The organism is Tritonibacter litoralis, assembly GCF_009496005.1.
GTDB lineage: Bacteria > Pseudomonadota > Alphaproteobacteria > Rhodobacterales > Rhodobacteraceae > Epibacterium > Epibacterium litoralis.
Genome location: NZ_WIBF01000032.1, coordinates 1 through 4,475, shown reverse-complemented (window position 1 = coordinate 4,475; position 4,475 = coordinate 1). Strand labels below are relative to the sequence as shown.

The following is a 4,475-nucleotide window of genomic DNA, read 5'->3' as shown; positions in this document are numbered from 1 at the left end:
CGCGATCTAGGCTTTTCTCTCGAAGAGGTTCGCGGGCTGCTTGGGCTGGTCGATGACCGATCCCGGACATGCGCCGATGTGCAGTTGATCGCTGAAGATCATCTGACAGACGTTCAGGCCAAGATTGCCGATCTGCGGCGTATCGAGCGCGTCCTGTCGGACACTGTTGCGCGATGCACCGGTGATGCTGCCCCAGAATGCGCGGTGATCGATGCGTTGCTTGATGCTTAGTCCAGCTTGAAGAAGGGGGGGAACGGACCTTCTTGAATGGCGTAGCGAAAGCCCGAAAAGCCCTACATGTTTCCTATTCAAGTCGAGCGCAGCGAAGGTCCAGTTTCGGACTTTAATGTTGAGGTTGGCTCCAATATTAGTCCGCGAATACCCGTCTTGCTGACGCCAGCTTTATCCAATCTCTGCCTCCAAAGGCGGCGAGTGCAAGATAGATGACCTCAGTATCCATGTCCGGTTTGAATACGATGGTCAGTCGGTGACTGGTGCCGCCGTGGCGCACGAGCCATCTATCCAGTTTGCCGTTCAGCCTGACACCTGAATTTGGATTTGAGGCAATCGCTTCTAAGAGCGTGTCTACTTCATCCAGGCGACGGCTCGCGGCTGCAACGTCACCGTCGGTCACCTCGACAATATGATTAACGATACCGATAAGGTCACGTTCGAAGAACGGATGCCTGATAAATCGCATCAGGTCTTTTTGGCCATCGCGGCAAGATGGGACCGTGCGCCTTTAGTGACGTCGGCGGCATCGCCGACGGGTTCCCATTGATCGAGAGGCAGAGACAGACGGCGCTCCAATTCTGCTTCGAGGAGAGACCGTTCACGATCTCGCTCTGCCTTGGCCTTCGCCAATTCACCCGAAACTGCGGCGCTCATATTGGGGTACTCGCCAGCTTCGACCAGTTCCCTTGCGAAGGTGTAGGCGGTGTCGGTGAAACTGACAGATTGCTTTTGAACGCTCATTGCGGGCTCCTTGGTGCTCCAACAGACTACCGAACTTTGCCGCTTCTGGCAAGCAGGTCAGGCCGACCGAGCGAAATGCGTCAACAGCCTATCGGCCTCCCCAGCTCGGCTTCGCGTGTCGCAGGGGAGAACGGCCCTTCGGTCCGTCGCGCATTCGGCCATGCGGCCTCACCGCGGCGTTGCGCTTGGCATCCCGGTTTGCCCGCCTCGCGAGCACGTCCCTCCCCGGCCGCTCCGCCGGATTGCGCTCAGGTCTGTTTTGCGGGGCAAAACGAGCCCGCCGCTTCATCCGTCTCCCGCGTCCGGTCGGGCCGTTTGCCTGCTCGGGTCGGGCAAACCTACGGTCAAAACACACACACATGAGCGCGGAAGCATATCCTCCGGATGGCCCCCAAATCAGCCCGCGTCAAGGATCGCAAAACTTTTCGGCGAGGACGGGGTCTGTGGCTTGGGGCGGTCCCGTGCGTGAGGGCGCGCGTGTGTCGGGTGCTGCGCGCAGAAAACTTTTGCGCCCGGCAAGCCGGCGGCTGCGCCGTCCCTGACCCGGGCAGATTCGGAAACCAGGCATTCGGCCATGCCCCCACACTCACGTGGTGGCCTTGCAACCGAACACTGGAGACCAGACATGGCTTACGACAACGCAAACACCTACGAGACTATCGAACTTTTCGGGCTGACCGAGAAGGACGCACAGCTCCCGATCCCCGAGGATCACATCCTGACCGACCGCATCATCCGCGAGAGCTTCGAGGCTTTGCTCGGCCAGCTGCGCGGGACCGGGCTTGAAGCAGAAATCGAACCGCTGGCCCATGGGCTCGCCACGATCCTCCAGCGCCGCAAGGTGGCGCTTGGCAAGGAAGTGGATCGCACCGCGGACAAGATCGGTGCCCTGGCAAAATCCCACGATGGATCGGAGATTGCTGAAACTGCTCTCGAAGAAGCGCAGGCCCGCTTCCTGCACCTGAGGGAGATCGTCGGCGCCATCGAGGAGATGAGCGAGGCAGCGGCGGAATGCTACGAGGTCGAGACGGGTCACGCCTTCATTCCGGCAGCCGGGTCGCGCGCAAGCGTCCGGGCGCAAGAGACCGGGGCGGTCTTCGAGGCGCGGCAGCTGCTGGAGCAGCACGACCGTGAAACCGCCGAGAAGTCGAAAGTCGAGGGGGTGCCCCTGATCGTCTCAGGAGCCACCGACTGGACAGATGTCGATGTGATCTTCAACACGCTCGACAAGGTTCGCGAACGGATCAAGCAGAACCGCAACCAGGAGATCTTCCTCTGCCACAAGGGTGGCAAGCACGGGGCGGAGATGATTGCGGCTCGGTGGGCCCGGGCACGCGGGATAGCGCAGGCGCGCTTCGATCCGCGCTGGTCCGCGCACGGGCGGGCGGCACCGTTCAAGTGCAACGACGAAATGCTGGACGACAAGTTCGCGGCGACGGGGGTTGTACTCTTCGGCGGCAACGGGGTCGCGCTGAACCTCGGGCAGAAGGCGGAAGCGAAAGGCCTGACGGTCATGCGGGTTGCGGACCCGGCGAAGAAGGCGTCGCAGGATTGAAGAGAGAGGGTCGCCTTCGGGCGGCCCTTTCGTCGTTTCTTATGGGTGTGGACGTTCTCCAAATCACTTTGCCTAGCAATTTCCTGTTTTGATAGGTATAAGTATGCCAAGCAAAACTTGGAAATGATTGGCATGACTCCCCTCAGCAGCATCGCGATGAGCGCCTATACCGACCTGGTGCGACTTTTGAAGGACGACGCCTTGTCCGGTGTCGAAGGCAAGCCCACGCTGAAGGAGCGTGGGGTTAAGGCCTATTGGTATGCCGCGCGCCGTGTCGGGACGGAGATGCGGTTCATTTATATCGGCGAAGACAGCGACGAGACGCGCGCGCGCATCGACCGGATCGAAGAGCTGCGCCGGGCGGCCAAGGATCGGAAGGTGGAACGGTCGCGGCTTGTCCGGCTCTTGCGTGCGGAAGGCATGACGCCCATCGACCGTGCGACCGGTTCCATCCTGTCGGCAATGGCCGCAGCCGGAACCTTCCGGTTGGGTGGCACCATCGTCGGAACCAATGCATTTCGCCTCTATGAAGGCGAGCTTGGTATCCGTCTCCCAATTGGCGGTATGGCCAATACTGGCGACATCGACATCGCGCAGTTCGAAAAGCTCAGCGTTGCCTTGCAGGATCAGGTCGACCCGGGTCTTGCCGAGACGTTCTCGGCGCTCAAATTCGATCCTCTGCCATCTCTTGACCAAGGTCGGACATGGCGATGGGCCCAGGGTGGCAGCGGCCAGTTGGTCGAGTTTCTCACACCGGCGTTCGGAGATGAGACCCTCCGTGATCTGCCAGCATTGGGCGTGAACGCCCAAGGATTGAACTATCTCAACTTCCTGATCGCTGAGCCGATCCACGCGGCGGCGATCTATAGATCCGGCGTTCTGGTGCAGGTGCCCCGCCCGGAGCGCTATGCGATCCACAAACTGATCATTGCCGACCGGCGCCGCGATGGGGCAGGGAGCCTGAAATCCGCGAAGGACCGCGAGCAGGCGGCTTTCCTTATCGAAGCGATGGCCGAGGACCGGCCCGATGATCTGGCTCGGGCCTATGCCACCGCAATGGAGGTTGGGCCGCGCTGGCGGGAGCACATCGGCAACTCGCTGAAGCGAATGCCTGATACCAGGGGGATGCTCGACAGCTTGGGCGCGTGATGGCCATAACCGGGTCGCCTTCGGGCGGTCCTTTCGTCATATCTCATGGCGCGTGCGATCGGTCACACTTGATCTGCATCTCACGGCGTCCAGCACCGTCATCCCTCTACCCAGCCCGTCAGAGTTCGGCCCATCCGCATCGGTACGGGCTGGGGATGGTGCGCACCTAGCACATCGTCAGCAGCGCAAGACGCGAGGGGTCGAGACGTCGCACTTGAGGCTGAAGCCCTGCTCGACCCTCGGGTGGTGTCGCGGAACATCGCATCCACGCGGGCGGGCGTCATCAGCACCCCGGCCAGGTTCGGCAGGACGTGGACGCGGATGGTGGCGACTGCGTGATGGCACAGGTCAATCGGGTCCCTCCTTTTTGCTATGCATGTGGATCGCACGGGGTCGGCCCGTTCGTGCCCTCTGCTCACGCTTCGGCAAGCACAAATACGGCTTCCACGGCGGAGCCGCGGACCCTCCGCATTTGCGCTTGCGACCGGGCCTCTTGCCCCCGTGCTGGGTGATCCCCATCGCAACAAGGAGTAACCCAAATGACCAACCACTACGTCGCCACCGTCCCCGTTAAGTTCACCGATACCGATGGCCAGGAGCGCACCCGCTTTCAACGCGTGGGCGCCATGTTCCGCAACACCCGCAACGGGGATGGCTCGGAGTTCTTCAGCCTCAAGCTCGATTTTCCGGTCGCGGTCTCGGAGCTGGTGATGTTCCCGCCGAGCGCGAAAGATCCCCAGGACTAAATCCTCTGACGAGGATGGGCCGCCCCAGGACGATCTTGGGGCGGCCCGAT

6 protein-coding genes are annotated in these 4,475 nt (G+C 61.5%); 4 read left to right on the top strand and 2 right to left on the bottom strand.

The annotated features are described in order from the left end of the window. Positions 1-231: MerR family DNA-binding protein (locus tag GFB49_RS20740; RefSeq protein WP_153218155.1), on the top strand; the 231-nt coding region annotated here is incomplete at its 5' end. Positions 232-367: 136 nt separating this feature from the next. Here GFB49_RS20740 and GFB49_RS20735 read toward each other — a convergent pair. Both GFB49_RS20735 and GFB49_RS20730 read right to left on the bottom strand, forming a co-directional pair. Continuing rightward, positions 368-700 (bottom strand): hypothetical protein, encoded by a 333-nt coding sequence (locus GFB49_RS20735; protein ID WP_037941658.1) that lies wholly within the window; start codon positions 698-700, stop codon positions 368-370. Beyond that, positions 700-975 carry a hypothetical protein gene (locus tag GFB49_RS20730; RefSeq protein WP_037941659.1) on the bottom strand — a complete coding sequence of 92 codons (276 nt, stop codon included), beginning with the start codon at positions 973-975 and terminating at the stop codon, positions 700-702. Before GFB49_RS20730 ends, GFB49_RS20735 begins: the two co-directional genes overlap by 1 nt. Before the next feature lie 625 nt (positions 976-1,600). On the opposite strand from GFB49_RS20730, the gene GFB49_RS20725 reads away from it, so the two are divergent. From GFB49_RS20725 to GFB49_RS20715, 3 genes are all read left to right on the top strand, one after another. Next, positions 1,601-2,530, top strand: a complete 930-nt coding sequence (locus GFB49_RS20725) for a DUF2493 domain-containing protein (protein ID WP_153218153.1) — start codon at positions 1,601-1,603, stop codon at positions 2,528-2,530. A 132-nt stretch (positions 2,531-2,662) separates the two neighbouring features. After that, positions 2,663-3,679, top strand: a complete 1,017-nt coding sequence (locus GFB49_RS20720) for a nucleotidyltransferase family protein (RefSeq protein WP_246149883.1) — start codon at positions 2,663-2,665, stop codon at positions 3,677-3,679. Positions 3,680-4,218: 539 nt separating this feature from the next. Then, positions 4,219-4,425 (top strand): hypothetical protein, encoded by a 207-nt coding sequence (locus GFB49_RS20715; protein WP_007120662.1) that lies wholly within the window; start codon positions 4,219-4,221, stop codon positions 4,423-4,425. The last annotated feature ends 50 nt before the right edge of the window (positions 4,426-4,475 follow it).

Coding starts and splice junctions, on each gene's coding strand:
- GFB49_RS20730 (WP_037941659.1), bottom strand. CDS start 975: ATGAGCGTTCAAAAGCAATCTGTCAGTTTCACCGACACCGCCTACACC.
- GFB49_RS20720 (WP_246149883.1), top strand. CDS start 2,663: ATGACTCCCCTCAGCAGCATCGCGATGAGCGCCTATACCGACCTGGTG.
- GFB49_RS20715 (WP_007120662.1), top strand. CDS start 4,219: ATGACCAACCACTACGTCGCCACCGTCCCCGTTAAGTTCACCGATACC.
- GFB49_RS20725 (WP_153218153.1), top strand. CDS start 1,601: ATGGCTTACGACAACGCAAACACCTACGAGACTATCGAACTTTTCGGG.
- GFB49_RS20735 (WP_037941658.1), bottom strand. CDS start 700: ATGCGATTTATCAGGCATCCGTTCTTCGAACGTGACCTTATCGGTATC.